General features: G+C 62.0%; 20 protein-coding genes. 12 read left to right on the top strand and 8 right to left on the bottom strand.

Going from position 1 to position 21669, the window contains the following annotated elements; translation table 11 throughout:
- The first annotated feature begins 27 nt into the window (after positions 1-27).
- Positions 28-1227, top strand: coding sequence for a CynX/NimT family MFS transporter (locus PSH76_RS01155; RefSeq protein ID WP_044274948.1), 1200 nt, complete (start codon positions 28-30; stop codon positions 1225-1227).
- On the opposite strand, the gene PSH76_RS01150 is transcribed toward PSH76_RS01155, so the two are convergent.
- On the bottom strand, positions 1198-3513 hold the full coding sequence (locus tag PSH76_RS01150) for a TonB-dependent receptor (RefSeq protein WP_305493478.1): 2316 nt from the start codon (positions 3511-3513) through the stop codon (positions 1198-1200). The genes PSH76_RS01155 and PSH76_RS01150 overlap by 30 nt on opposite strands.
- 155 nt (positions 3514-3668) lie before the next feature.
- Between PSH76_RS01150 and PSH76_RS01145 the strand changes: the two genes are divergently transcribed.
- The 3 genes from PSH76_RS01145 to PSH76_RS01135 all read left to right on the top strand — a co-directional run bounded on the left by PSH76_RS01145 (position 3669) and on the right by PSH76_RS01135 (position 7457).
- Positions 3669-4613 (top strand): LysR family transcriptional regulator, encoded by a 945-nt coding sequence (locus PSH76_RS01145; RefSeq protein ID WP_305493477.1) that lies wholly within the window; start codon positions 3669-3671, stop codon positions 4611-4613.
- Positions 4614-4721: 108 nt separating this feature from the next.
- Complete coding sequence (locus PSH76_RS01140; RefSeq protein WP_305493476.1) at positions 4722-5183, top strand: HIT family protein; 462 nt, start codon at positions 4722-4724, stop codon at positions 5181-5183.
- A gap of 666 nt (positions 5184-5849) precedes the next feature.
- On the top strand, positions 5850-7457 hold the full coding sequence (locus tag PSH76_RS01135; protein WP_305493475.1) for an alkaline phosphatase family protein: 1608 nt from the start codon (positions 5850-5852) through the stop codon (positions 7455-7457).
- A 124-nt stretch (positions 7458-7581) separates the two neighbouring features.
- Here PSH76_RS01135 and PSH76_RS01130 read toward each other — a convergent pair whose 3' ends face one another.
- Positions 7582-8487: a TauD/TfdA family dioxygenase gene (locus PSH76_RS01130; RefSeq protein WP_003187589.1), complete on the bottom strand. Its 906-nt coding sequence runs from the start codon at positions 8485-8487 to the stop codon at positions 7582-7584.
- 184 nt (positions 8488-8671) lie between these two features.
- On the opposite strand from PSH76_RS01130, the gene PSH76_RS01125 reads away from it, so the two are divergent.
- The gene (locus PSH76_RS01125) at positions 8672-9592 is read left to right on the top strand and encodes a LysR family transcriptional regulator (RefSeq protein WP_032894183.1); all 921 of its coding nucleotides are present in this window, start codon (positions 8672-8674) and stop codon (positions 9590-9592) included.
- Between the two features lie 103 nt (positions 9593-9695).
- On the opposite strand, the gene PSH76_RS01120 is transcribed toward PSH76_RS01125, so the two are convergent.
- Positions 9696-10697, bottom strand: coding sequence for an ABC transporter substrate-binding protein (locus PSH76_RS01120; protein WP_032894184.1), 1002 nt, complete (start codon positions 10695-10697; stop codon positions 9696-9698).
- A gap of 279 nt (positions 10698-10976) precedes the next feature.
- Between PSH76_RS01120 and PSH76_RS01115 the strand changes: the two genes are divergently transcribed.
- The 3 genes from PSH76_RS01115 (at position 10977) to PSH76_RS01105 (ending at position 13840) form a co-directional block, all read left to right on the top strand.
- On the top strand, positions 10977-12575 hold the full coding sequence (locus tag PSH76_RS01115; RefSeq protein WP_305493474.1) for an ABC transporter permease: 1599 nt from the start codon (positions 10977-10979) through the stop codon (positions 12573-12575).
- The gene (locus tag PSH76_RS01110) at positions 12572-13387 is read left to right on the top strand and encodes an ABC transporter ATP-binding protein (protein WP_032894186.1); all 816 of its coding nucleotides are present in this window, start codon (positions 12572-12574) and stop codon (positions 13385-13387) included. The genes PSH76_RS01115 and PSH76_RS01110 overlap by 4 nt, the downstream gene beginning before the upstream one ends.
- 138 nt (positions 13388-13525) lie before the next feature.
- A complete protein-coding gene (locus PSH76_RS01105) occupies positions 13526-13840 on the top strand; it encodes a hypothetical protein (RefSeq protein WP_032894187.1) in 315 nt (104 codons plus the stop codon).
- Between the two features lie 3 nt (positions 13841-13843).
- Here PSH76_RS01105 and PSH76_RS01100 read toward each other — a convergent pair whose 3' ends face one another.
- Positions 13844-14917: a fatty acid desaturase gene (locus PSH76_RS01100; protein WP_305493473.1), complete on the bottom strand. Its 1074-nt coding sequence runs from the start codon at positions 14915-14917 to the stop codon at positions 13844-13846.
- A gap of 101 nt (positions 14918-15018) precedes the next feature.
- On the opposite strand from PSH76_RS01100, the gene PSH76_RS01095 reads away from it, so the two are divergent.
- The 3 genes from PSH76_RS01095 to uraH all read left to right on the top strand — a co-directional run bounded on the left by PSH76_RS01095 (position 15019) and on the right by uraH (position 17500).
- The gene (locus PSH76_RS01095; RefSeq protein ID WP_305493472.1) at positions 15019-16023 is read left to right on the top strand and encodes an AraC family transcriptional regulator; all 1005 of its coding nucleotides are present in this window, start codon (positions 15019-15021) and stop codon (positions 16021-16023) included.
- Positions 16024-16588: 565 nt separating this feature from the next.
- Positions 16589-17062 (top strand): heme-binding protein, encoded by a 474-nt coding sequence (locus tag PSH76_RS01090; RefSeq protein WP_138761787.1) that lies wholly within the window; start codon positions 16589-16591, stop codon positions 17060-17062.
- Positions 17063-17089: 27 nt separating this feature from the next.
- Positions 17090-17500, top strand: coding sequence for a hydroxyisourate hydrolase (gene uraH, locus PSH76_RS01085; RefSeq protein WP_305493471.1), 411 nt, complete (start codon positions 17090-17092; stop codon positions 17498-17500).
- Here the strand turns inward: uraH and PSH76_RS01080 are convergent.
- On the bottom strand, positions 17495-18181 hold the full coding sequence (locus PSH76_RS01080; protein ID WP_305493470.1) for a Crp/Fnr family transcriptional regulator: 687 nt from the start codon (positions 18179-18181) through the stop codon (positions 17495-17497). The genes uraH and PSH76_RS01080 overlap by 6 nt on opposite strands.
- 83 nt (positions 18182-18264) lie before the next feature.
- Between PSH76_RS01080 and PSH76_RS01075 the strand changes: the two genes are divergently transcribed.
- Positions 18265-18789, top strand: coding sequence for a DUF962 domain-containing protein (locus tag PSH76_RS01075; RefSeq protein WP_305493469.1), 525 nt, complete (start codon positions 18265-18267; stop codon positions 18787-18789).
- A gap of 127 nt (positions 18790-18916) precedes the next feature.
- Here PSH76_RS01075 and PSH76_RS01070 read toward each other — a convergent pair whose 3' ends face one another.
- The 3 genes from PSH76_RS01070 to cysT are packed head-to-tail and all read right to left on the bottom strand — an operon-like array spanning position 18917 to position 21605.
- Complete coding sequence (locus tag PSH76_RS01070) at positions 18917-19897, bottom strand: sulfate/molybdate ABC transporter ATP-binding protein (RefSeq protein ID WP_056782568.1); 981 nt, start codon at positions 19895-19897, stop codon at positions 18917-18919.
- A 3-nt stretch (positions 19898-19900) separates the two neighbouring features.
- Positions 19901-20773, bottom strand: coding sequence for a sulfate ABC transporter permease subunit CysW (gene cysW, locus PSH76_RS01065; protein WP_003187565.1), 873 nt, complete (start codon positions 20771-20773; stop codon positions 19901-19903).
- A 13-nt stretch (positions 20774-20786) separates the two neighbouring features.
- On the bottom strand, positions 20787-21605 hold the full coding sequence (gene cysT / locus PSH76_RS01060) for a sulfate ABC transporter permease subunit CysT (RefSeq protein WP_032894195.1): 819 nt from the start codon (positions 21603-21605) through the stop codon (positions 20787-20789).
- Positions 21606-21669 lie beyond the last annotated feature (64 nt).

Raw genomic sequence — 21669 nt, 5'->3', positions numbered from 1 at the left:
CCTTTGCCCACGCGGACCCTGCCTACCATGACGCTGAACACGACACTCGCCGGACGACTTGCCGGTTGGGGCCTGCTGGTGGTGCTTGGCCTGAACCTGCGCCCCATCCTCAGCTCCATCAGCCCCTTGCTCGGTGAGATTCGCCAGGCCACCGGCTTGAGCTTCCAAAGCAGTGCCTTGCTCACCAGCCTGCCGGTGATCTGCATGGGGTTGGTGGCACTGGTGGGCGTGCGCGTGGAGGCTCGCTTGGGCGAACGGCGTGGCATCGCCCTGGGCTTGTTGATGATTCTGCTGGCGTGCCTGGCGCGCTGGTTGATGGGCCAGGCCTCGGCGCTGCTGGTCACTGCGCTGCTCGGCGGTGCAGGCGTGGCGCTGATCCAGGCGTTGGTGCCGGCGATGATCAAGCGCGAATTCCATCACCGTGTGCCGGTGGCGATGGGGGTGTACTCGGCCTCACTGATGGCCGGCGGTGGGCTGGCGGCGCTGCTCAGCCCGGTGGTGGCCACGCACTTTCAGCAATGGCAGGCGGGATTGGGTGTATGGCTCCTGCCGGCGCTGGGGGCACTGCTGCTGTGGGCCTGGCTGCCGCTGGGCGCAGCGCGAAACCCACAGCAGGCGCCTGCGTTCAAGGGCTTGCGCAACCGCCGCGCCTGGCTACTGGCGCTGTATTTCGGCCTGGTCAATTGCGGCTATATGAGCATGGTCGCGTGGCTGCCCGCCTACTATCAGCAACTGGGCTGGGGCGTGCTGCCCAGCGGTTCATTGCTGGCGTTCATGACGATTTTTCAGGTGACTGCGGCCCTGCTGATGCCGGTGCTGGCGCAACGCGGTATCGACCGTCGCCCATTGCTCAGCATCAGCCTGTTGGCGCAAACCATTGGCTACCTGGGCCTGATCATTGCGCCGCAGGAATATCCTCACCTGTGGGTGGCCTTGTGCGGCTTCGGCCTGGGCGCCTGTTTCGCCCTGAGCTTGCTGCTGACCCTCGACCACCATCGCGATCCACGCCAAGCCGGGCAACTGGCTGCGTTCGTGCAAGGCGTGGGCTTTTTGATCAATGCGATTTCGCCATGGCTGACCGGCTGGCTGCGCGAGCTTACCGGCCACTTTGTCAGCGCCTGGGTGGTGCTGACGGTGACGGCGGTGGCGATGCTGCTGGTGACGCGGGTATTCAGCCCGGCCACCTATCGCACCGACCTAGAAGTCGTAGCGCCCAGTCACGCCTAGGGTGCGCGGCGTGCCCAGCAGGCCCTCGTAACCGCCGTTACCACCGGTCCACAGGGTGGTGTAGTAGGTTTTGTCGAAGGCGTTTTTCAGCCATAGCGACACATCCCACTGCCCCTGGTCATAGTCGCCGCGCAAACCGGTGGACAGGTTGACCACCGCATACGCCGGGATCTGCCCGTAGTCGGAATCTTCCACCGTGCCCACCGCCTTGGAACGGAACGCGTAGCTGGCGGTGACGTAGGGTTCGAAGCCGTTCGCCAGGTTCCACTTGTACTCGCCGTTGGCATTGGCGATCCACTTGGAGGCGCCCACCACCTGATGGCCGCTCAAGTCGCAGGACGCCGGCGCCCCAGGGCGCAGGCTGGTTTCCGGCGGGCACGGCGCGTCCTTGTAAGACAGGTAAGTCACGTCATTGAAGGAGCCGTTGATGTTCAGGGTCAGGCCCTTGATCGGCACCAGGGTGCTTTCCACTTCCACACCCCGCGAGCGCACCGAGCCGGCGTTGGTCAGGTACTGCACGCGGTTGTCCTGGTCGTAGGCGTTGGTCTGGTAGCCGTTGACCTGGGTCCAGAACAGGTTGGCATTGAGCTGCAGGCGGCGGTCCCACAAGGTGCTCTTGAAGCCCAGCTCGGCGTTGTTGGCGCGCTCGGTGCCGATCAGCAGCGAGTCGGCCCCGGCTGTCGGCGCAGACCCCACCGCCAGGTTCACACCGCCGGATTTCTCGCCATGGGACAGCGTCGCGTAGCCCAGCAGGTTCTCGTTGAAGTGATAACTGAGGTTGAGCAGCCCCGACGGCGTGGCGCTGTATTGCGACAGGTCGCCCGAGTCATAGGCGCCAGTACGCCCACGCCGCGCCGTGGCGGCAGCCCCGCTGACCGCCGCGCCACCAACTGGCGCATTGCGCGTGACCCAGGCGCTTTTCTCTTCATAGGTGCCGCGCACACCGGCGGTGAAATCCAGGCGCTCGGTCAAATGCCAGGTGCCCTGGGCGAACAGCGCGAAGCTATCGGTGCGGATATGCCCGTTGCCCACACTGCTCACATTGCTCAACGCACCGGCAGGCGTACCGTTCCAGATATCGGCCTTGGGCCCGTAGTAGGCAAAGGATTTGTTATCCAGGTCGGAGCCGAAGTAGTAAGCGCCGAGTACGTAATCGAAGAAACCACCGCTGGGCGACGCTAGGCGGAATTCCTGGGACCACTGCTTATCTTCCACCGAAACCCCGGCGTTATACGACGCCGGTACGTTGAGGCCGTCATCGTTGCGCGGGGTGAAATTCCACCAGCGGTAAGAGCTCACCGAGGTCAGGGTGAAGTCGCTGGGCAGCGTCCAGTTGGCTTCCAGCGAGGTACCGCCCTGGAACACCGTGACGTGCTGGTCGTTGTCCAGGTTGACCTTGCGATGGGCGCCGTCCACCAAAGTTGCGCCCGCCGCGTTGGCCCGGGATTGATACAGGTTGGTGCCATTGATGGTCGGCCCGGTGCTGTACAGCACGCGGGTGCCGGCGCTGGAGTCTTCTTCGTTGTAGTCGCCGATCCAGCGCAGGTTGAAGGCTTCGTTGGGCTTGTACAGCAGTTGCCCACGAAAGCCCTGGCGGGAGCCGCCGTTCAAATCATGGCCGTCGTGTTCATTCTTGATGTCGCCGTCGCTGCGCGTGCGATAGGCCGAGAAGCGCCCCGCCAGGTCATCGGTCAGGGGGCCGGAAATCGTGCCCTTGGTCTGGAAATAACCGTCCTCGCCCAGGGAGGTTTCGATACTGCGCTCCGGGGTAAAACTCGGCGCACGGGTGCTGATATTGATCACGCCGGCAGTGGTGTTCTTGCCGAACAACGTGCCCTGGGGACCGCGCAAAACCTCAAGCTGCTCGATGTCCATCAGATCGAACACCGCCATGCCCGGACGCCCGAGGTAGACGTTGTCGATATACAGCCCCACGCTGCCTTCCAGGCCATCGCTGGCCGGGTTGTTGCCCAGGCCACGGATCGACACGCTGGACTGGCGCGCATGCATATAGGCGACGTTGACGCTGGGCACCAGTTGCTGCAAATCCTGGATGCGGTACACCCGCTGGGTTTCCAGGGCCTGGCCGCCGACCACGCTCATGGGCGTCGGCACGGCCTGGGCACTTTCGGTCCGCCGCCGGGCAGTCACCGTGACAGTTTCCAGTTGACCACTGGCACGCTCGCCCTCGCCGGCAGATGCGGATGTTTCAGCGGCCTGGGCCGGCGACCAACTGGTACTGCCGGCCACCAACATCGCCAGGGGCAAGGACTTGAACAGACTCATAAGCGGCTCCAAAACCCCGGAATACTCGTCGCCTCATATTCCCAAAGGTTATTTATTTATGTTTTTACGAACATTTACTGCATAAGAGATAGCCTTTATAAGGAGTCGACGTAATGCATAGCCAATGCATTTCCCGGATATTTTTGATGTGAAAAATGCATATCGACTTGCGCCAGCTTCGCCACTTCATCGCCCTCGCCGAACAGCGCAGTTTCGTCGCGGCAGCCGCAGCGGTGAACCTGTCGCAGTCGGCGTTCAGCCGTAGCATCCAGGCCCTGGAACACAGTGCCGGCTGCCAACTGGTGGACCGTGGCCGCAAAGACCTGGCGCCCACCAAGCAAGGCCAGGTGCTGCTCGAACATGCACGCCGCCTGGTCAGCGGCGCACAACAACTGGCCAACGAAATCAACCAGTTCAATGGCCTGGAAGCCGGTGAACTGCGCTTCGGTTGCGGCCCCGCGCCGGCAGCTGGGTTAGTCCCACGTGCCATTGGCAGTTTTATCGGGCGCTACCCCAAGGCCCGCGTGCAGTTCCAGGTGGACGACTGGCAAAGCCTGAGCAAGCGCCTGCTCAGCGAAGAGTTCGAATTCTTCGTCGCCGACACCCGCCACTTCGAAGCCAACCCCGACTACCACACCCACCGCCTGCGCCCGCGCCGTTGGCACTTCTGCTGCCGCGCCGGCCACCCCTTGGCCGCGCGCAACAGCGTCAGCGCCGCCGAGCTGATGAGCTACCCGCTGGCGGTAACCATCCGCCCGCCGAACCTGCGCAAAGTCATCGTCGACCTCAGCGGCCGGCCGGATTACCAGCCCAATGTGGAATGCGAAAACGGCTACAGCCTCATGGGCGTGGTACTGCGCTCGGACGCCATCGGCATCGTCAGCGCCAACAGCGACGTGCTGCACATGGCTCGGGGGGAATTGGTGTGTTTGCAGATTGAGGGATTGGACGAAAACCTGGAGGAGCGCTACACCCGCTACGGGATCGTCAGCCGCGCGGGGTATCGGTTGTCGCCGTTGGCGCAGGCGATGATTGAGCAGATCAAGGAGATTGATGCGAGGGACGAGGATGCTTATGCGCTGGAAAATATTGCGGTCTGACTATGCGGCGAACAGAGGCCCACTACCTCAGTGAAGTCATCATTAGATAACAAAGATCACCTACAAGAGGGTCTATAACCTTTTGACCCGCACGAGGAAGCGCGTTTGATGGACTGTATCTTTTGCAGCATTGCCCGCGGTACTGCTCCCGCCCATCTCCTATGGGAAGACCAGACCCACATGGCCTTTCTCTCCATATTTCCCAACACGCCGGGGTTCAGTGTCGTTATCCCCAAAGCCCATCGCGGCAGTTATGCGTTTGCCGAACCGGACACCGTGCTGTGTGACTTGGTCATCGCGGCCAAGAAGACGGCGACGCTTTTGGACAAAGCGCTAAAGGGTGTCGCCAGAACGGGCATGATTCTGGAGGGTTATGGCGTCGACCATCTGCACGCCAAATTATTCCCGATGCACGGGACCGGGGAAGATAGCGCCTTCAAGAAAATCAGCTCGACCCAGGACAAATATTTTGAGCGCTATGAAGGCTATGTCTCCTCCCATGACGCTGCCAGGGCAGACGATACAGCGCTGGCAGAACTGGCCGCTCACATCAGGTCCTTCGCCGAGTAAGCCAAAGGTAACCACGATGCGAAGCGAGCCGCTCTTGATCTTGCTCTTGATCTGCTTTTGATCTTAGGCGCCCCGTTAAACCACGCTGGCCGGAATTCGACAGGGATTTGGGGGGTAAACCGGCAGGGATGCCGGTTTAGCCGCCCCGCGCCAAGGATGGCGCGTGGCGGCGCCCCCCCAAATCACTGGCGGATTACGGGCACACCGAGCCCAAGCGAGGTGCCGAGTGGTGGGGCAAGAGCCCTTTGGTTACTTTGGGGCTTTTCCAAAGTGACCCGCCGTCGGGCGGAACCCTAAGTGGCCGTTACCGCAGGAATGGATATGTACTCGGTATGACTGTGTCGGCTGTCAGGCCGCCTTCGCGAGCAAGCCCGCTCCCACAGTTGGATCGTGGGGCGTCAGGTAGATGAGTGTCGGCTGGCTGGTCGTCATCGCAGGCAAGCCAGCTCCCACAATTTGATCGTGGGGCTTCAGGTAGATGGGCGTCGGCAGGCGGGCCGGCTTCCCCATTTGAAATGCATTCCCCTGTGGGAGCTGGCTTGCCTGCGATAGCGCCAGCAGCCACACCCATGCATTCCCTGCATAAAATCCAGACCTCAAATGCACTTGCCAGCCCCCCCTGCGAACGGCGAAAAAACGCTTCTGTCCTCCGTCCGGTAAACCCCCATGTCTGAACCAAAACCCGTGCGCAACGTGCTCTACATCATGTGCGACCAACTGCGCCGCGACTACCTGTCGTGCTACGGCCACGCCCATCTGCACACGCCGAATATCGACCGCCTGGCCGCCGCCGGCGTGCGTTTCAGTCGAGCCTACACCCAGGGCACGATTTGCGGCCCGTCGCGCATGTCGGCCTACACCGGGCGCTATGTCAGCAGCCATCAAGTGGCATGGAACGCGGTACCGCTGCCGCTCGAAGAACTGACGATCGGCGACTACCTGCGCCCCCACGGCATCCGCACCGCCCTGGTGGGCAAGACCCACGCCACGCCCAACCTTGAGGCCTTGCAGCGCCTGCAGATCGACCCCGACAGTGCCCAGGCCGAGCCGCTCAATGAGGTCGGCTTCGACGCGTATCTGCGTCACGACGGCATCTACCCCGACAGCCCGCTGTTCGACGATAAGCGCGAGTCCGCACCCTACACCCAGTACTTGCGCGATCACGGCTACAGCGGCCGCAACCCCTGGCATGAATGGGCCAACTCCGCCGAAGGTGAGAACGGCGAAGTGCTCAGCGGCTGGCACATGCGCAACGCCGGCAAACCCGCACGGGTGGCCGAAGAGCATTCGGAGACGGTCTACACCACCGACCGCGCCATCGACTTTATCGACGAGCAAGGTGAACAGCCGTGGTGCCTGCACCTGTCGTATATCAAGCCGCACTGGCCCTACATCGCCCCGGCGCCGTATCACGCGCTGTACGGCGCCGAGCATGTGCAGGCGCCGATTCAACCGGAACACACCAGCGACCATCCGGTGTACCAGGCATTCCGCCAACACCAGGAGAGTCAGAACTTTTCCCGTGACGAGGTGCGCCTCACGGTGATTCCCACCTACATGGGGCTGATCAAACAGATCGATGATCAACTCGGACGGCTGTTCGACTTTCTGCAAGGCACCGGCCGCTGGGACGACACGCTGATCGTGTTTACCAGCGACCACGGCGACTTCCTCGGCGATCATTTCCTCGGTGAAAAAGAATTCTTGCTGGAGCCTGCGGTGGGTATTCCGTTGATCGTGCGCGACCCGCGTGCCAGCGCCGATATCAGCCGCGGCACCGTAGACGAGCGCTTGGTGGAAACCATCGACGCCCTGCCCACCTTCCTCGACGCCTTGGGCTTGCCCGCCGCCGACCATCGCCTGGAAGGCCGCTCATTGGTTCCATTGCTGCACGGCGCGCAACCCGCCTGGCGCCGCTATGCCATTGCCGAATACGACTACGCCTTCCAGGCCCCCGCTCGCGAGCGCCTGGAGCAACCCATCGACCGTTGCCGCATGACCATGGTGCGCAGCGAGCGCTGGAAGTACCTGGCGTACGACGGCTTTCGCCCGCAACTGTTCGACCTGGAAAACGACCCGCAGGAACTGCACGACCTGGGCAGCGATCCTGCCTATGCCGAGGTGCGCGAGATGCACCTGGGTTATCTGTTCCACTGGCTGCGCGGTTTGAAGCGGCGCACCACCATCAGCCACACGGAGGTTGAACTGCGTGGGCAGTGGTTTCGTTATGGTGAGCCAGAGGCAGAGAAAGTGGTGAAAATCGGAGTCTGGTAAACACCACAAACCAAATGTGGGAGCGGGCTTGCTCGCGAATGCGCAGTGTCAGTCGACGAATTCATCAACTGACCCACTGCATTCGCGAGCAAGCCCGCTCCCACATTTTTAATCTCCACCCGGCTTAGAGACCTTTAGTGGTTTTGCTTGATTGCCCCTGCACCCCCACCGGCACATCGCCCTTGAGCGTGACCCGGCGCACGATGCGTTCCTGGGTGCCGTAGTCGTCCACCGCGTAATGCTGGGTGGCGCGGTTATCCCAGATCGCCACGTCACCGGTGTTCCAGCGCCAGCGCACGGTGTTTTCCAGGCGTGTGACGTGGCCTTGCAGCAGGTTGAACAACTGCGCCGACTCTGCCTGGGAGTAGCCTTTCAGGCGTTTGACGAAGTGCCCCAGCAGCAGGGTTTTCTCACCGCTGACCGGGTGCACGCGCACCACCGGGTGTTCGGTTTCGTACACTGTGGAGGTGAACACTTTGCGGTATTCCTCCAGCTTCTCCACCGCCACATCCGGCTTGCGGGCGGCATAGTCGTATTCGTTGCTGTGCACAGCCCACAGGTGGTCAGCCAGTGCGCGCAGCTCCACGCTGAGGTCGTTGTAGGCAGCGGCGGTGTTGGCCCATACAGTGTCGCCGCCGGACGCTGGCGCCAGCACCGAACGCAGGATCGAGGCTTTCGGGTAGGCATCGACGAAAGTCACGTCGGTGTGCCAGGAGTTGGCGCGCTGGCCACGGGTGCCATCCAACTCCATCAGGAACCGCGTGCCGTCCCGCACCGGCACCGTCGGGTGGGCAATCGGCTCGCCGAGCAGGTGAGCAAAGGCTTCCTGGCTCTGGTCATCGAGATGGGTTTGTTCGCGAAAGAAAATCACCTTGTACTGTACCAGCGCCTGCTGAATGGCCTCGACGGTGGCGGCATCCAGCTCACCGGACAGTTTGATGCCACGGATCTCGGCACCGATCCGTCCGGCTACCGGGTGAATATCGAGTGCGTGGGCGATGGGTTGAACGGCTAATGCGGCGTTGCTCATTGTGATGACCCTCATGTGCCTGCGAAGCGGTGGGGGAACGCTTCCAGCAACGCTCTATTCATATGCAATTTAGGTCTAGCAAATGAACGAATGCTTCGTTGACGGAATAAGAGCTTGCATTTAAAACCTCAGCTTGCCGGGTCGCAAATGCCTTCGACCTATTTTTAAAATGCCGGGAAAGCATATGGATCTTCGCCAACTGCGCTACTTCATCGCCCTCAACGAACACCGCAGTTTCGTGCGTGCCGCGGACGCCATGGGCATCACCCAACCGGCGTTCAGCCGCAGCATCCAGGGGCTGGAACAGGAGTTCGGTTGCGTGCTCGTAGACCGTGGCCACAAGGACTTGCGCCCCACGCCGGAAGGCCAGGTGGTGTTGCAGCACGCCCTGAGCCTGGTGCATGGCGCGGCGCTACTGAGCAGTGAAGTGACGCGCATGACCAAGTTGGACGCCGGCGACCTGCGCTTTGGCTGCGGCCCGGCGCCAGCGGTGAAACTGGTGCCGGATGCGGTGGCGCGGTTTATCAACGCGCACCCGAAAATCCGCACCACGTTTCAAGTGGATAACTGGGAAACCCTCAGCCGCCGCCTGAGCCGTGAAGAGATCGAATTCTTTATCGCTGACATCCGCCAGTTCGAGGCCGACCCGAATTTCCAGACCCGCGCACTCACCCCCAAACGCGGGGTGTTTTTCTGCCGCCCCGGCCACCCCTTGCTGGCCAAGGACAGCCTGTCGACCAACGACATGTTCGACTACCCGCTGGCGGCGCCGCTGATCTCCCAAGGCATTCGCAAACTGTTGGCGAACCTGAGTGGGCGCATGGATTTTTCACCGAGTATCCAGACCGAGCACTTCCCGGCACTGGTGAGCATCGTGCTGCAAACCAATGCCATCGGTGTCGGCACGGAGGAAGCCTTTGCCGAGGACATTGCCAAGGGAGCGCTGGTGCTGCTGCACTGGCGCAACTTGCCGCAGCACATGGAGACAATGAGTGCGCGCTGCGGGATTGTCAGCCGCACGGGGTCGCGGTTGTCGCCGGCGGCGAAGGCGATGATTGAGATGTTGGTGGAGGTGGATAGTCAGCAGGTGAGTGTGGCGGTTTGACGGGCCTCATCGCAGGCAAGCCAGCTCCCACATTTGAACGGTGAACACATTCTAGTGTGGGAGCTGGCTTGCCTGCGATAGCGATAGCCAGGCATCGACAAGCTCAGAGCCCCGCCGCCACCAACCCCGGCGCCACCCAATCACTCACCTGAAACGACTTGCGAATCAACTTCTCCCTGGACGCCAAGTCCACCGCATCCTGCAATTTGCCAAGGAACACCGGGTCCAGTGTGGAGGGGAAAACTTCGCTGAGTTTCTGGTCTTTCAAATCATTGGTGAGGATCACCGGCGGGTAACTGGCCAGCCCGGACACCAGCGCGATGTACGCCTGTTTGTTGTTGTCATCGGTCAACCACTGCACCGCTTGCTGTTGGGCCTTGAGCAAGGTGGCCACGGCGTCTGGGTGGTCATCGACAAATTTGGCGCTGCCCACCAGCACGGCCTGGATGCTGCCGGCATCGCCCAGGTCCTTGGTGGTCAGCGGTATCTCTGCCAAGCCTTTGGCCTGCAACGCCGTCAGCGTGGAACCGCCCCAGGTGGCGTCAATCTGCTTGGCGGCTAGGGCGGCAGCGGCCGCATTGAAGTCCAGGTTGATCACCTTCAGGTCCTTCTCGCTCAAGCCCTGGCTGGCCAATGCGCTGTCGAACGACAACTGGCTGGCCGTGCCCCGGAACACCGCCACGCGCTTGCCCTTGAGGTCTTGCAGGGTCTTGATGCCGGAGCCCGGCACCACGCCGAGGTAGTGTTTCACTCCCCGTGCGGAGGCGCTGAGCAGCCGCGTATCCAGGCCATTGGAGCGGCCGATGATCGCCGCCAGGTCGCCCAGATAAGCCAGGTCCACCTGGCCGTTGGCGAAGGCCTCGTTGATCACAGGGCCGGCGCCCTTGAAGTAATTCCACTGGATCTTGATGCCTTGGTCGGCAAAGGCTTTTTCGAAGATCTGCTGTTCACGCAACACGTCGGTAATGCCACCGCCACTGTGCTGGCTGCCGGCACTGAGGTCGGGCACCGCGATGCGGATTTCCTTGAGGTCGGTGGCATGCACCAACCCGGCCAGGGCAGTGCCGGCGAACAGGCTGATCAGACGTTTAAAGGGCAGTTTCATAAGCGCAGCTCCTGGTGGGCGACGGACGCCTGGGGAGCAAAAAGTAGGCACACGCTGAACAAAACTTTAAATACTATAAATTCACAATTTAATAGCTTTTAGAACTATGCAAGCTAACACGCAGGCTCCAGAGGGATATGCACAAACAGCATCGAAAATATTCTTCGAATGCATTGGATGCGTAGCGGCGTGAGGCTTTAAATGACTTTTCTTATCTCGCAATCATCTTGATCACGCTTTTGTAAGATCGAAATCACATAACGCATTCGGAGGTCTTCCATGGCCCGGATTTCACTTCTGAGCCTGCCGCTGGCGGCCCCGTCCAAAGGCATCGCGCCGCGCTGGCCGCAACTGGGCCAGCGGGTGTTGCCGTGGCTGCTGCCGCTCACGCTGTTTGCCTTATGGTGGCTGGCCAGCCGCAATCATTGGATGAGCGAGCAGATTCTGCCCACTCCCGCCCTGGTGTGGAGCAGCGCGGTGGAGTTGGCCGGCGGCGAGTTATGGAGCCATCTGGCGATCAGCTTGCAGCGCTTGTTCTGGGGCCTGCTGGCCGGTATCAGTGCCGGCGCGATACTGGGCGCGTTCCTGGGTTTCAGTGCGCGCGCCGAGCGCTTGGTATTCCCGACGTTCAGCGCACTGGCGCAAGTGCCGACCCTGGCCTGGATCCCGCTGTTCATGGTGTTTTTCGGCATTGGCGAAACCCTCAAGCTGGTGGTGCTGGTCAAGGCCATCGTGGTGCCCGTGACCCTGCATACCCTGGTGGGCGTGCGCGATGCCCAGCCCAACCTGCGCGAAGCTGCCCGGGTGCTGCGCCTGCCTGGCCACTTGTTGGTCCGCCGTCTGATCCTGCCCGCCGCATTGCCGGCGTTCATGGCCGGCGTGCGCCTGGCCCTGGCGGCCGGCTGGACTTCCTTGCTGGCCGTGGAGCTGCTGGCTTCCAGCGAAGGCATCGGCTACCTGATGGTGTGGGCGCGCCAGTTGTTCATGCTCGATATCGTCTTCGTGTGCATCGTGGTCATTGGCGTGCTGGGGGTGGTGATGGACCGCGGCATCGGCTGGCTGGATCGCAAGTGGGTGCACTGGCCGCACCCTGCCACCGCGCAGATCCGCCGCGGGCCACGCTATGAAGGCTGGCAACGCCTGCAGCCCTGGTTGTTACCCTTGCTGTTGTTGGCGCTGTGGCAGGCAGCGACGCAACAGGGCTGGGTAGACCCGAACATTCTGGTCAGCCCGTGGGCCGTGCTGCAGACCACCCTGGCCGGCGCGCTGGATGGCAGCCTGACCACCGCCCTGGGCAAAAGCCTGGGGCGGGCCGTGGGCGGCTTGCTGCTCGGCGGCAGCATGGGCTTTGCCTTGGGGTTGTGGCTGGGGTTGTCGCGGCGCAGTGAGCGACTGTTCGGCCCAACCTTGTCCGCGCTGCGTCAGATTGCGATTTTTGCCTGGGTGCCGCTGCTGACCGCCTGGTTCGGCCTGGGTGAATTGGCCAAGTGGGTGTTTATCGCCCTCGCCGCCTTCTTCCCGTTGTTTATCGCCACCCAGCGCAGCGTGCTCAACCTGTCCCCCCAGCTGCGCGAAGCCGCTCAGGTGCTGCGCCTGAACCTCTGGCAACGCCTGCGCCGCCTGGTGCTGCCGGGCGCCGCGCCGGGGATTTTCGCCGGCCTGCGCCTGAGCCTGATCTACGCGTGGATGGGCACCCTCGGCGCCGAATATTTCATGCCCTCCAATGGCGGCATCGGCAGCCTGATGATCGGTGCCCAACAGCTGCTGCGCATGGACCTGATCATGAGCGGCATGCTGCTGGTCGGCCTCACCGGCGCCACCCTCAACCTGCTCGGCCAACGCCTCGAAACCCGCGCCACTCGCTGGAGACACGCATGAACGCACCGATTGTCAGCTTCAACCATGTGGGCAAGTCCTTCGACGTCGATGGCTTCGAACTGGAAGCCATCCGCGAATTCAACCTGGAGGTAGCCGAAGGGGAATTCGTCGCGATTGTCGGCGCCAGCGGTTGCGGCAAGTCGACCCTGCTGCGCCTGCTGGTGGGGCTCGATACGCAGTTTCGCGGCGAGATCCGGGTGGATGGCAATGCCGTCAGCGGCATCGGCGGCGAACGCGGCATTGTGTTCCAGGAGCACCGCCTGTTCCCGTGGCTGACCGTGGCGCAAAACATCGGCCTGGGCCTGGTCAACGAGCCGCTGAACGAGGCCGAACGCACGCGGCGCATCAATGATTTTATCGAGTTGGTGGGCCTTACCGACTTCACCCGCGCCTACCCGCACCAACTCTCCGGCGGCATGGCGCAACGGGTGGCGATTGCCCGCGGCCTGGTGGCCAGCCCGCGCATCCTGTTGCTGGACGAACCCTTCGGCGCCCTCGACGCGCTGACCCGCCAGCAGATGCAGGATGAACTGCTGGCCATTCGTGCCCGCGCCAGGATCACCACGGTGCTGGTGACCCATGATGTGGAAGAGGCGATTTTCCTCGCCGACCGCGTGGTGGTGATGGAGCCCAGGCCCGGGCGCATCAAGCAAATAGTCGACATCGCCCTGCCCCATCCGCGCCAGCGCAGCAGCTTTGAATTCCACCAACTGCGCGAAGAACTGCTGCACGAACTGATCAGCGATGACCACTACCAACCGCCCGTGCGTGAACAGATTCGCGATTTGCCCCTGGCGTTTATTGCCTGCTAGGAAAACGATCACCTCAGGCCCAAGCGACATCCCCACTTACAACCCCAGCGTTGCGATAACCGAGGCAGACGTCTTAGATGCGGGCTCGCTGTATCTACCCAAAATCTTTTAATTGCCTTTTACTCAGGAAGAGTACGCATGACTGTAGCCTCCCATTTAATGGCCTGTATGGCCCTATCCCTGCTGCCGATGGCTGCGCAGGCCGCGGCCGACATCGCCCCGGTTGAACATCCGCTGATCGAAGTGGTGAACAAGACCAAGACCCCACTGGATATTATTCAGGGGAAATGGATAACCGTCGTCCTGCCGGGAGAAAGCCAGCAGGTCGAGGACTCCAAGACCCGCCCGCTGACGATCGCCACTAAAACACGCGAAGCGGCCATCAGATTTGTAACGCTTTCGTACGCCAAAGGATGCAAGGCTCAGACCTGCCTGCTGATTACCGGAGAGTAAACCTCACACCGGCGCAGCCTGATTGACTTGCGACTGCGCCTGTTCTTCTCGCTCATATCGATTGGCCCGCGTAAACGTACCCAAATCATTGAAGCGCACACCCATCTCGGCCATCACCTTATGCGCCACCTTGGTGGTCATCTGGCGGATGTAGAACGGCTCTTTCACCACAAAGTGATGGATGCCATGGGTGCTGCCGAAATTGAAGCAGAACGCCTGCAACGGCCACAGCCACCAAGGGTTCAGCACTTGGGTTTGCTGGATCACATTGCCCAGCTCCACATCGCCGTAGTAGTGCATGTTGGAGCTGACAAAGTGCAGGCAGAAGGTGCGCAACACATTCGGGCCGATGATCACCACCGCAGCGATATCGATCACCTGCATCACCTGCAACGTACCGGCTGACCACTGGATGGGCGCACCCATCAAACTGGCAATGCCATTGGCGGCATGAAAGCCCAGGAAGACGTACCACGCGCCCCAATGCAGCAAGGCCAGCGGTGCGTACACCAGCAGCACGCGCTTGAGGATGCTGAACCTGTGCGGCCAGGTCTTGGCGCGCAACAGGCGGATCAAGGCCGACATCATGTTGTCCCCCACCATCAACAACCGCGCGATACCCCAGGGTTCGCCATTGGTGATCGCACGCTCTTCCATGTCGGCTTCAGTGCCGGAGACCTTGTGATGGTTGAGGTGCAGATGCCGGCGTATCCACGGGTTGATGGTGCTCGGGCGCGCCAGCCACACCAGGCCCATCATCAAATTGTGTGGCACGCGCTGTTTGCGAAAGTACATGCTGTGGATCAGGTCGTGTTCCAGCTCGTGGGTGAGCGAGGCGAAGAAGGCATTGAGCAGCAGACACACCCACCAGGCCATATGACCGCTGATATAGAGCGCTGCCGAGCCGAACATGCCCAGCAGTGCAAAGGCCAGGATGCCCGCGCCCAGGGCGTCCTGATGCAACAACCAGGGGTGCCGCTGGCGCAGGCGCACGCCCTCGGCCATCACCACCTCGCGGATATGTGCCGAACGCTGTTGTGCGTTCAACGGCTGGGGGCTTGCAGAAGTACCGTCCATGCTTCCATTCTCTTGTGAAGTGATGCCTGAATCCTGCACCTAACCCTAGCGCAGGACGCTAGCCGCGCACGCCAATCTGTTGACCAAAAGCGCCAATTGCTATGACCGAACCCACGTCCCTCGCCAGCTGGACCCGCGCCCTGCGCAAGCAACTCGACGCCCTGGGCCTCGACAGCGCTGCGCTGTGCGCCGAGGCTGGGCTGGACCCGCAGCAGATGGACGACCCCAATGCCCGCTACCGGTTGTCGGCCACCACGCGCTTATGGGCGCTGGCGGTACAGGCCAGTGGCGACCCGGCGATTGGGCTTCGGGTGTCGCGGTTTGTCAGCCCCACCACCTTTCATGCACTGGGTTACGCATTGGTGGCCAGCGGCAGCTTGCGCGAGGTATTCGAGCGCATCGTGCGCTATCACCAGGTGGTCAGTGATGCCCTGGACCTGGAGCTGAGCCGCCACGGCGACATCTACCGTTTTCGCCTGCTCCAACCCCCAGGTAGCCCCGCGCCCGCGCCGGAAGCGATCGATGCCTTTGCGGCGATCTACGTACGCACCTGCCGCAACCGCCTGGGTCGCGACTATGCGCCGTTGGCCGTTTACCTGCGGCGCCCGGAACCTGCCGACCCCAAGCCGTGGCACACGGTATTTCGCTCGCCAGTATTCTTTGCCGCCGACGAAGACCGCCTGGAATTCGCCGCCAGCGACTTCGACAGCCACCTGGACGACGCCAACCCGGAGCTGGCCGAACACAACGAAACCGTGCTCAAGCGCACCCTCGCCCAACTGCAACCGCTGACCTGGGAACGCAAGGTGCGCGCCGCCATCGAGGCGCAATTGCCGGACGGCGAGCCAAGCGCCGAACGCATCGCCCAAGCGCTGCACTTGAGCCTGCGCAGCCTGCAAAGGCACCTGGCCGATGAAGGGTGTCGGTTTGACGCCTTGCTTAACGAGTGCAGGCAAAACCTGGCGTTATTGCACCTGCGCGACCCACAGTGCTCATTGGCCGAGATCAGCCATTTGCTGGGGTTTGCCGACACCAGCAGTTTCAACCGTGCGTTCAAGCGCTGGACAGGGATGACGCCGGGGCAGTTTCGCGACGGGTTGCAGTAGCAAGGGCCTCATCGCAGCATAGGTATCTACGCAACTCTGTAGCCCTCAACGGTAACCACGATGCGAAGCGAGCCGCTCTTGATCTTGATCTCAGGCGCCCCGTTAAACCACGCTGGCCGAACGCAGGCTTGAATTCGTGGGTAACCCGGCAGGACGCCGGGTTAGCCGCCCCGCGCCATGGATGGCGCGTGGCGGCGGCCCACGGATTCAAGCCTGTGTTCGGGCACACCGAGCCCAAGCGAGGTGCCGAGTGGTGGGGCAAGAGCGTTTTGCTTACTTTTGCGCTTTTCAAAAGTGAGCCGCCGTCAGGGCGGAACCCTAAGTGGCCGTTACCGCAGGAATGGATATGTACACGGTCCAACTGTGTTGACTGTTAGGCCGTCTTCGCGAGCAAGCCCGCAGTTGGATTGTGGGGTGTCAGGTAGATTGGTGTCGGCTTGCCCGCGATAAGGCCGGTACAAACACCACATATCCCTGAGTTTGATTACAAACCTGTCATCCAATTGTGCGGCTTTTGTCCGCATCCACTGGTTACCGTGACGGCCTGCTTTCTGGAGCCCTCACTATGTACCGCACTGCCTTGTTCCTGAGCCTCGCCGCGGCCACCGCCGCCCAGGCGGCGCCACAATTGCCACGCCACGCCGAGCTGGATCTGCACACCGCTCGCCAACTGGCCGACGCCAGCCTGGCCCATTGCAGCGCGGCGCTGACCGTCCTCGACCGCGGTGGCAACCTGTTGCTGGGCCTGCGCGCTGACGGTGTCGGCCCGCACAACAGCCTCGCCAGCCAACGCAAGGCGTACACGGCGCTGTCGACAAAAACCCCGACCCGGCTGTTTGCCGAACGGGCGCGTAATAACCCCGAGGCCGCCAACCTCAACAGCTTGCCCGAGCTGCTGTTGCTCGGCGGTGGCGTGCCGCTGTTTGCCGACGCCGAGCTGGTCGGTGCCCTAGGCATCGCCGGTGCCGGTGGCGCCGCGCAGGATGAAGCCTGCGCCGTGCAGGCCGCCGAGCAACTGGGCTTGAAAATCACCCCTTGATTCCACTTCCCTCAAAAGGACTTCGCCATGAAAACCTTGAGCATGACCCTTGCCGCACTGAGCCTGAGCGGCCTGTGCAACCTGGCCCTGGCCGACGGCAACCCCCTGAGCGTGCACGTACTCAACCTGGAAAATGGCCTGCCAAGCGCCGGGGTCAATGTCACCCTGGAACAGCACGTGGGCGATAAATGGCAGCCGCTGTCTGAAGGCGTGACCAACCAGCAAGGCCGCATCGCCGAGCTGTTCCCGGCCAACCGCAGCCTGCAGCCGGGCGAGTACCGCGTGGTATTCAAGACAGGCGATTACTACAAGAAGGCTAACCGCGAAACGTTTTTCCCCGAGGTGCCGGTGATCTTTCAGGTCAAGCAGGCCGACCAGCACTATCACATCCCGCTGCTGCTCAGCCCTTACGGCTTCTCCACCTATCGCGGTTCATAGGCCCGCGGCCAGCTGCAGCCCATTGAGGTCGCGTATCTCGATGGCGCCGTAACTCAAGCCGATAACGCCCTGTTGCTCCAGCGCCTTGAGCAGACTGTTGATGGTCTGGCGCGACAGGCCCAGCATTGCCGCCAGATCCTCCTGGGGCAGCTGCAGCACGCGGCGCGCCTGCTCCACTTCGCCATAGCCTTGGGCAATCATCAGCAACCGATGGGCCAGGCGCTTTGAGGCGGGCATCAGGCTTATCTGTTCGATAGTGATCAACGACAGTCGCAGTTTATGGCTCATCAATAAAGCCATCTCCCGCCAGAACAGCGGATGCTGTTCGAGGATGCCGAGCATCGCCGCCTGCGGCACCTGCAACAGCCTACAAGCGCCCGTGGCCAGGGCATCGTGGGTACGCGGCAGGTTGTCGAACAGGCAGATCTCGCCGAACCAGTAGGGCGTTTCCACCAGGCTCAACACCGCTTCCTTGCCTTGGGCACTGACCGCGCTGATGCGCACCGTGCCTTCCAGCACCGCATACACGCCGCACGGCGGGTCACCGCGCTTGAACAGGTACTGCCCCGCCGTCAGCACACGCAACCGCGCCGCCGCCAGCAGGCTACGCTGCAAGTCAGGCGGCAAATGGTTGAACCACTGACCGCGAGCCAATTGTGCGTGCCATGTCCCTGTGTCCATGCGAACTCCGAAGATTGTCGCCCAGTTGACAGTTAGGCACCGGCTGACAGGGCATGATCAAACATCCTACAGGAGGAACAACAATGAAAAGCCTCGTCGACCACCTCAGTCAATACGCCGCGTACCACCGCGACCCACGCAACATCGCCAGCCACTTCATCGGTATCCCGTTGATTGTGGTGGCGGTGGCCGTGCTGCTGTCGCGCCCCGAATGGTCGGTGGGCGGGCTGTGGCTGTCACCTGCGGTGCTGCTGGCGCTGTTTTCGGCGTGGTTTTACTTGCGCCTGGAACTGGCCCTGGGCGTGTTGATGACGGTGCTGATGGGCTTGTCGGTGTGGGCCGGGCATGTGCTGGCGGCGCAAAGCACGGCGGTATGGCTAAGCAGCGGCGTGGGCATGTTTGTGGTGGGCTGGGTGATTCAGTTCGTCGGGCACTACTACGAAGGCAGGAAGCCTGCGTTTGTGGACGATGTGTCGGGGCTGATCGTGGGGCCGTTGTTTGTGGTGGCGGAGTTGGCGTTTTTGCTGGGGTTGCGGCATGAGCTCAAGCGGCAGATTGAACAGCGTTCGGGGCCGGTGGCGGTACGCGGGAAAAACGCCACGGTCTAACAGGTACTGAAGATCCAATGTGGGAGCCGGGCTTGCCCGCGATGGCGGTGGATCAGTTGGCATAACTGTCGACTGACACACCGCCATCGCGGGCAAGCCCGGCTCCCACAAGGGTTTTGCAGTGTTATTAGGCTTTTTGCCAGACCTTGGGTTTGAAGAACAGGGTCTCGCCCCGCGCCAGGCCGGTGAGGCTGTCATGGTCTTTCACCACTTCGGCCTCGATCAGTTCGCTTTGGCCCTCAACCTTGAGCGTAACCCGTGTGGTCGCACCCAACGGCCGAATATCCCGCACTTGCGCCGCATGGTGATCCTCCAGCTCATGGCGCGACAGCGACACTTCGTGGGGGCGGAACAGCAGGTGCTTGTCTTCGCCCAAATGCAGGCGGTTGGAGTCACCCAAAAAGTGGTACACAAAGTCGCTGGCCGGGTTTTCGTAGACGTCGCCCGGTGAACCGATCTGCTCGATCACGCCCTTGTTCATCACCACAATACGGTCGGCGACTTCCATGGCCTCTTCCTGGTCGTGGGTCACGAAGACCGAGGTCAGGTTGATATCCTCGTGCAGGCGCGCCAGCCAGCGGCGCAGTTCTTTACGCACCTTGGCATCAAGGGCGCCGAAGGGTTCGTCGAGCAGCAACACCTTGGGCTCCACCGCCAGGGCGCGGGCCAGGGCGATACGCTGGCGCTGGCCGCCGGAGAGTTGTTCCGGGTAACGGTCGGACAACCAATCCAGCTGCACCATGTTCAGCAGCTCATGAACCTTGCTCGCGATCTGGCTTTCGCTGGGGCGTTGGTTTTTCGGCTTCATGCGCAGGCCGAAGGCGACGTTGTCGAACACGGTCATGTGGCGAAACAACGCGTAGTGCTGGAACACAAAGCCCACGTTGCGATCACGCACATCGTGGCCGGAGACGTCTTCGCCATGGAACACGATGCTGCCGGCATCCGGAGTTTCCAGACCGGCGATGATGCGCAGCAGCGTAGTCTTGCCGCAGCCGGACGGGCCCAGCAACGCCACCAGCTCGCCACTCTGGATATCCAGGTTGATGCTGTCCAGGGCCTTGAAGGCGTTGAAGTTCTTGCTGACATTACGGACTTCGATCGACATGACTTATTCCTCACCCGCGCTGTTGCGCAGGCGGTTGATTCGGTTCTCGCTCCACTGCTTGAGCAGCAGGATGAAGAGCGCCAGGATCAGCAACAGGCTGGCCACCGCAAATGCGGCAACGTGGTTGTATTCGTTGTAGAGAATCTCGACATGCAGCGGCAGCGTGTTGGTGACGCCGCGAATGTGGCCGGACACCACCGACACCGCGCCGAACTCCCCCATGGCCCGCGCCGTACACAGCACCACGCCGTAGATCAGGCCCCACTTGATGTTCGGCACGGTGACATGCCAGAACATCTGCCAGCCATTGGCGCCCAGCAGGCGCGCGGCCTCTTCTTCCTGGGTGCCCTGCTCCTGCATCAGCGGGATCAGCTCACGGGCCACGAACGGCACGGTGACGAAGATGGTCGCCAGCACGATGCCCGGCAGGGCGAACACGATCTGGATGTCATGGTCTTGCAACCACGGCCCGAAGAAGCCTTGGGCGCCGAACATCAACACGTACACCAGGCCTGCGATCACCGGCGAGACCGAGAACGGCAGGTCGATCAGCGTGACCAAAATGCTCTTGCCACGGAACGAGTACTTGCTCACGCACCAGGCGGCGCTGACACCGAACACCAGGTTGAGCGGCACCGAAATCAGCACGGCGATTACCGTGAGTTTCAGCGCCGACAGCGCGTCCGGTTCAAGGATTGCGGTGAAGAACGTGCCGAGGCCGTTCTTCAAACCCTGGGACACCACCACCAGCAACGGCAGCAGCAGGAACAGCACGAACACCAGCCAGCCAAGGCCGATCAGGATGCGTCGCGAGGTCGCGCTGCCACGGCGGGCGGCGTTGGCCGAGGACGCGGCGGAAATAGACGATTGGGACATGTTCCGCGCCTCCTTATGGACGTTCGATGCGCCGCTGCAACAAGTTGATCAGCAGCAGCAAGACAAAGGACACCACCAGCATCAGCACACCAATGGAGGTGGCGCCGCGGTAGTCGTATTGGTCGAGCTTGACCATAATCAGCAAGGGCAGGATTTCGGTTTTCATCGGCATGTTGCCGGCGATGAAGATCACCGAACCGTACTCACCCACGCCTCGGGCAAACGCCAGGGCGAAGCCGGTCAGCCAGGCGGGCAACAATGCCGGCACGAGGATGTAGCGGAACACCTGCAACGGCTTGGCGCCGAGGCAAGCGGCGGCCTCTTCGATTTCCCGGGGGATATCGGCCAGTACCGGCTGCACGGTGCGCACCACAAAGGGCAACGTGACGAAGGTCAGCGCCAGGGTGATACCCAGGGGGGTGTAGGCGATCTTGAAACCCAGGTCGGTGGCAAACTGGCCGACCAGGCCATTGGGCGCGTACAACGCCGTGAGCGCGATACCAGCGACAGCTGTGGGCAGAGCGAACGGCAGGTCGATCATCGCATCAATGACCTTGCGCCCGGGGAAGGTGTAGCGCACCAGCACCCAGGCGAGCAGCGTGCCGATCACACCGTTGATCAGCGCGGCGTACAGCGCGGTGCTGAAGCTCAGTTTCAAGGCCGCCAATACGCGAGGCGCGGAAATGATGTTCCAGAACTGATCCCAGGTGAGTTGAGCGGCGTGTACAAACATCGCCGCCAGGGGGATGAGTACGATCAGGCTGAGGTACACCACGGTGTAGCCCAGCGTCAGCCCGAAGCCGGGTATGACGGGGGAGATACGACGCGACATAAGAGTCCTTGGTTAGCGGAACGGATATGCAAAACCCGCAAATGAATGCGGGCTCTCCTGACCC

It is taken from the genome of Pseudomonas sp. FP215 (assembly GCF_030687795.1).
Classification (GTDB): Bacteria; Pseudomonadota; Gammaproteobacteria; order Pseudomonadales; family Pseudomonadaceae; genus Aquipseudomonas; species Aquipseudomonas salmasensis.
The sequence above is the reverse complement of the archived record's forward strand: the minus strand, read 5'-3'. Positions and strand labels throughout refer to the sequence as shown.

What these genes read in the sequence shown, in the direction of transcription:
- PSH76_RS01155 (WP_044274948.1), top strand. Translation starts at nt 28, where the DNA reads ATGACGCTGAACACGACACTCGCCGGACGACTTGCCGGTTGGGGCCTG.
- PSH76_RS01150 (WP_305493478.1), bottom strand. Translation starts at nt 3,513, where the DNA reads ATGAGTCTGTTCAAGTCCTTGCCCCTGGCGATGTTGGTGGCCGGCAGT.
- PSH76_RS01145 (WP_305493477.1), top strand. Translation starts at nt 3,669, where the DNA reads ATGCATATCGACTTGCGCCAGCTTCGCCACTTCATCGCCCTCGCCGAA.
- PSH76_RS01140 (WP_305493476.1), top strand. Translation starts at nt 4,722, where the DNA reads ATGGACTGTATCTTTTGCAGCATTGCCCGCGGTACTGCTCCCGCCCAT.
- PSH76_RS01135 (WP_305493475.1), top strand. Translation starts at nt 5,850, where the DNA reads ATGTCTGAACCAAAACCCGTGCGCAACGTGCTCTACATCATGTGCGAC.
- PSH76_RS01130 (WP_003187589.1), bottom strand. Translation starts at nt 8,487, where the DNA reads ATGAGCAACGCCGCATTAGCCGTTCAACCCATCGCCCACGCACTCGAT.
- PSH76_RS01125 (WP_032894183.1), top strand. Translation starts at nt 8,672, where the DNA reads ATGGATCTTCGCCAACTGCGCTACTTCATCGCCCTCAACGAACACCGC.
- PSH76_RS01120 (WP_032894184.1), bottom strand. Translation starts at nt 10,697, where the DNA reads ATGAAACTGCCCTTTAAACGTCTGATCAGCCTGTTCGCCGGCACTGCC.
- PSH76_RS01115 (WP_305493474.1), top strand. Translation starts at nt 10,977, where the DNA reads ATGGCCCGGATTTCACTTCTGAGCCTGCCGCTGGCGGCCCCGTCCAAA.
- PSH76_RS01110 (WP_032894186.1), top strand. Translation starts at nt 12,572, where the DNA reads ATGAACGCACCGATTGTCAGCTTCAACCATGTGGGCAAGTCCTTCGAC.
- PSH76_RS01105 (WP_032894187.1), top strand. Translation starts at nt 13,526, where the DNA reads ATGACTGTAGCCTCCCATTTAATGGCCTGTATGGCCCTATCCCTGCTG.
- PSH76_RS01100 (WP_305493473.1), bottom strand. Translation starts at nt 14,917, where the DNA reads ATGGACGGTACTTCTGCAAGCCCCCAGCCGTTGAACGCACAACAGCGT.
- PSH76_RS01095 (WP_305493472.1), top strand. Translation starts at nt 15,019, where the DNA reads ATGACCGAACCCACGTCCCTCGCCAGCTGGACCCGCGCCCTGCGCAAG.
- PSH76_RS01090 (WP_138761787.1), top strand. Translation starts at nt 16,589, where the DNA reads ATGTACCGCACTGCCTTGTTCCTGAGCCTCGCCGCGGCCACCGCCGCC.
- uraH (WP_305493471.1), top strand. Translation starts at nt 17,090, where the DNA reads ATGAAAACCTTGAGCATGACCCTTGCCGCACTGAGCCTGAGCGGCCTG.
- PSH76_RS01080 (WP_305493470.1), bottom strand. Translation starts at nt 18,181, where the DNA reads ATGGACACAGGGACATGGCACGCACAATTGGCTCGCGGTCAGTGGTTC.
- PSH76_RS01075 (WP_305493469.1), top strand. Translation starts at nt 18,265, where the DNA reads ATGAAAAGCCTCGTCGACCACCTCAGTCAATACGCCGCGTACCACCGC.
- PSH76_RS01070 (WP_056782568.1), bottom strand. Translation starts at nt 19,897, where the DNA reads ATGTCGATCGAAGTCCGTAATGTCAGCAAGAACTTCAACGCCTTCAAG.
- cysW (WP_003187565.1), bottom strand. Translation starts at nt 20,773, where the DNA reads ATGTCCCAATCGTCTATTTCCGCCGCGTCCTCGGCCAACGCCGCCCGC.
- cysT (WP_032894195.1), bottom strand. Translation starts at nt 21,605, where the DNA reads ATGTCGCGTCGTATCTCCCCCGTCATACCCGGCTTCGGGCTGACGCTG.